Raw genomic sequence first — 3,795 nt, forward strand, 5'->3', positions numbered from 1 at the left:
CACATGCCACGGTGAGGGTGTTTCGTCCATGTCAGACGAGAATCCGCTGATTTCGGCCAAGATCTGACTGCGTCGGTTCGGTGTCGACGCGGCGTGGTGGGATGTGATCATGACGCGCGCGCTCGTGGTGATCGATATGTGCAGCGGGGCTTCGATGACCTCGACTTCTGGGGTCCGACGGCAAATCCCGACTGCGAGGCGAATGTCGCACGACTGATCGACGCTTTCGCGGGGGAGCCGGTGGTTGTCGTACGGCACGACTCTCGGCATCCCGAATCTCCGTTGCATCCATCCAACCCAGGCAACGCGCTGGTTGATGCCGTGGCGAACGCGGATGCCGCGGTGCTGGTGACCAAGAACGTGAACTCTGCGTTCTATGGCGAGCCCGACCTGCATGGGTGTCTGCAGGAGCGGGGGATCGATGAGCTCGTGCTGTGCGGCATCCAGACCAACATGTGCGTTGAAACCACCGCTCGGATGGCGGGGAACCTCGGCTACGACGTGACCGTCGTGCTGGATGCGACGCGCACGTTCGATCTCGAAGAAGAGATCCCGGGGCTCGGTGTCGTGCGCCGGTCGGCGGCTGAGCTCATGGCCGGAACGGCACTCGTGCTGCAGGGTGGCGGCTTCGCGCGTATCGCCACCACTGCCGAGATCATCCCGGCCTGAGGTCTGAACCTTCAACCCTGCCTTCAAGGTTAGAACAAAGTATCTATTCTTGATCGTTATGTCGGAGGGATCCGGTTCTGTCGGATCATTTGGACTGGATCCTCCGACGGAAGAGATAAGCTCCGACGTACCTGAGGTTCAGATGTCGGATGCCTCACGTATCGTGCTCTCATCGCATTGACGCATTAGAACATGCGTTCTAACCTGTGGGAGTGAGGGCGATCATGGGAGCACAGCGCGCGGAGGCCATCGCCGACGTCCGTGACCGGCTGGCCGAGGTGCATCGCCTCCGCGCGAAGGTCGAGCAGGTGCAGGGTCGATCCCTGGATGCTCCGGCCTTGCCGGCCTATCCGGCGCTGTCGCGACTCCTTCCCGGTGGCGGCTTGCGACCCGGGTCGGTGTACACGCTTGCTCCGGGTTCGGCATCCGTCTCGCTCCTGCTCGCCCTGCTCGCGCCGCCTTCGCAGGCGGGCTCCTGGTGCGGGGTCGTCGGGATGCCGCACCTGGGCGCCGAGGCCGCCGAGCGGCTCGGGGTGGATCTGTCGCGGCTCGTGATGATTCCCGACCCGGGCTCGCGGTGGCTCGCGGTGGCGGCGACGGTCGCCGAGGTTCTGCCCGTGGTTGCGGTGCGCCCGCCGGGGCGGGTGTCGGATGCCGATGCCGCCCGATTCGCGGCACGCCTGCGCGATCGAGATGGTGTGCTGCTCGTGCAGGGCCCGTGGCCGCAGGCCGAAGCGTCGCTGTCGGTGAGCGACCCGGGCTGGAGCGGGCTCGGTCGCGGGCACGGATATCTGGATGCGCGAGAGGTCACCGTCACAGTGGCAAGTCGGCGGCTGTCGACCCCCCGACGAGGACCCGTGCTGCTCCCGGCTCCTGGAGGGGTGGTCGACGCTGCTCGAGGGACTTCTCCCGCAGTGCGCGGCGCAAGTGAGCGGGAGGCGTTGTCGGTTCGGGAGGTCTTGTCAGTTCGGGAAGCCCTATCTGTTAGGGAAGCCCTATCTGTTCGGGAAGCCCTATCTGTCCGGGAAGCCGGGTGACATGCCTGCCGACTCATCCCTGCGGGCTCCGACGCGAAGCCTCGTGGTCTGGATGCCGGACTGGCCGGTCGTCGCCCTGACCCGAGACGGGCCGCATCCGCTCGACCCTGCCGACCCGATCGCCGTGATCGAGAAGAATCTCGTTGTCGCCTGTTCTGCCGCGGCACGGCGTGACGGGGTACGCCGGGGATTGCGTCGGCGTGATGCGCAGGCACGCTGCCCGGCCCTTGCGATCGTGTCGTCCGACCCGGTACGCGATCATCGCGCATTCACGCCCGTCGTCGCTCAGCTCGAAGAACGCACGCCGGGGGTGCAGATCATCCGCCCCGGGCTGTGTGCCATCCGTGCCCGCGGCCCCGCCCGCTACTACGGTGGGGAGCCTGCCGCGGCGCGGGTCCTCCTCGAACGGATGCGGGAACTCAGCCTCGTCGATGTACGCATCGGGGTTGCCGACGGTCCGTTCACCGCCGAGCAGGCTGCACGCAGTGCGACCACGGCAGCTGATCCCATCCGCGTCGTGCCGGAGGGAGCGGCATCCGCGTTTCTCGCCCCGCTGTCGGTCGCCGCGCTCGCTGATGCAGACCCGGGATCCGGCATCGTCGACCTGCTCGCACGCCTCGGCATCCAGACCCTGGGCGCGTTCGCCGCGATGCCCGAAGAGCGTGTGCACGAGCGGCTGGGTGAGCGAGGAGTCAGACTCCGGGCGCTGGCCGCAGGCAGCGACTCGCGGCAGATCGAGCCCCGTGAGCCGCCGCCCGAGCTCGCGCGTGAGATCGCTTTCGAACCGCCGCTCGAGCTTGCCGAGCAGGTCGCGTTCGGGGTGCGCCAGAGCGCGGATGCCTTCATCGCGGGTCTCGGGGCGATCGACCTGGTGTGCACCGAGGTGCGCATCGAGCTGGTCGGCGAGCGCGGCGAGCGCAGCGAGCGGGTATGGCTGCATCCGGGGTCGTTCGATGCCGCCGCGATCGTCGACCGGGTGCGTTGGCAACTCGCCGAAGACGCAACCGACCTTCTTACCGGTGTCGGACTCGTGCGGATCTCTCCCGAGGCGGTGGATGCCGCATCCCACCACGTCCCGGCTATTTTCGGCTCGGGTCCCGAAGAGCGGGTGCACCACGCTCTCTCGCGGGTGCAGGCGATGCTCGGTCACCGTGCGGTGGTGACTCCCGCGATCGGGGGCGGGCGCTGGCTCGCCGAGCGACAGGTGTGGGTGCCGTGGGGAGACCGGTTGCCGCGAGATCACCGCACACTCGCCGCTGAGCGTGCTCGCCCCTGGCCGGGGAGCCTCCCCGATCCGCTCCCGGCCACGGTGTTCGCCGATCCGGTCGCGGTCGAGGTGGTGTCGGCATCCGGGGTCACCGTCTCGGTCGATGACCGCGGGCAGCTCACCGGCACACCGACACTCATGATCGAAACCGGGCGTCGCCGGGCGGTAGCGGCGTGGGCAGGGCCGTGGCCGGTCATCGAACGCGCGTGGGATGCGAAACGGGCGCGGCGGGCTCACCGATTCCAGATCGTGGATGCCGACCAGACAGCCTGGCTGCTGGTGTGCGAGCAGGGTGCGTGGCATGCCGAGGGGCGGTACGACTGATGGGATTCAACAACCCGTCGGTGTCGTGGTCGGAGATGGAGCGGTTGCTCAGCGACCGGCGCCGACCGAAGCCTCCACCCGGAGACGGCGGTGATAGTCCTGCGTGGTCGCACAAGCGGGGGCCCTATGTCGCGCCGCCGATCGAGCGACCCGCCGAGACCGTGCCGTATGCCGAGTTGCACGCGCATTCGTCGTTCTCGTTCCTCGATGGGGCATCCTCACCCGAGGATCTCGCCGAAGAGGCCGAGCGGCTCGGGCTCCACGCCCTCGCGATCACCGATCACGACGGGTTTTACGGCATCGTCCGGTTCGCCGAAGCCGCCGAGCAGCTGAGCCTGCAGACGGTGTTCGGTGCCGAGCTTTCGCTTGAGCTGCCGAAGCCGCAGAACGGGGAACCCGACCCGGTGGGCGCCCACCTGCTCGTGCTCGCCCGGGGCGAGGAGGGGTATCACCGGCTCGCCTCCGCCCTCACCCGCGCCCAGCTGCAGGGGGCCGAGA

4 protein-coding genes are annotated in these 3,795 nt (G+C 68.2%); all 4 read left to right on the forward strand.

Annotation, left to right across the window (positions count from 1 at the left end; translation table 11 throughout):
* The first annotated feature begins 138 nt into the window (after positions 1–138).
* Positions 139–669: an isochorismatase family protein gene (locus tag Q1V87_RS00975; RefSeq protein WP_300590471.1), complete on the forward strand. Its 531-nt coding sequence runs from the start codon at positions 139–141 to the stop codon at positions 667–669.
* 224 nt (positions 670–893) lie between these two features.
* Positions 894–1,706 carry a hypothetical protein gene (locus Q1V87_RS00980; protein WP_292727191.1) on the forward strand — a complete coding sequence of 271 codons (813 nt, stop codon included), beginning with the start codon at positions 894–896 and terminating at the stop codon, positions 1,704–1,706.
* A gap of 1 nt (position 1,707) precedes the next feature.
* On the forward strand, positions 1,708–3,297 hold the full coding sequence (locus tag Q1V87_RS00985; RefSeq protein ID WP_300590472.1) for a DNA polymerase Y family protein: 1,590 nt from the start codon (positions 1,708–1,710) through the stop codon (positions 3,295–3,297).
* On the forward strand, positions 3,297–3,795 hold a 499-nt coding region (locus Q1V87_RS00990; protein WP_300590473.1), incomplete at its 3' end, for a PHP domain-containing protein. The genes Q1V87_RS00985 and Q1V87_RS00990, both read left to right, overlap by 1 nt.

Origin of the sequence: Microbacterium sp. (assembly GCF_030149085.1) — a bacterium.
GTDB lineage: Bacteria > Actinomycetota > Actinomycetes > Actinomycetales > Microbacteriaceae > Microbacterium.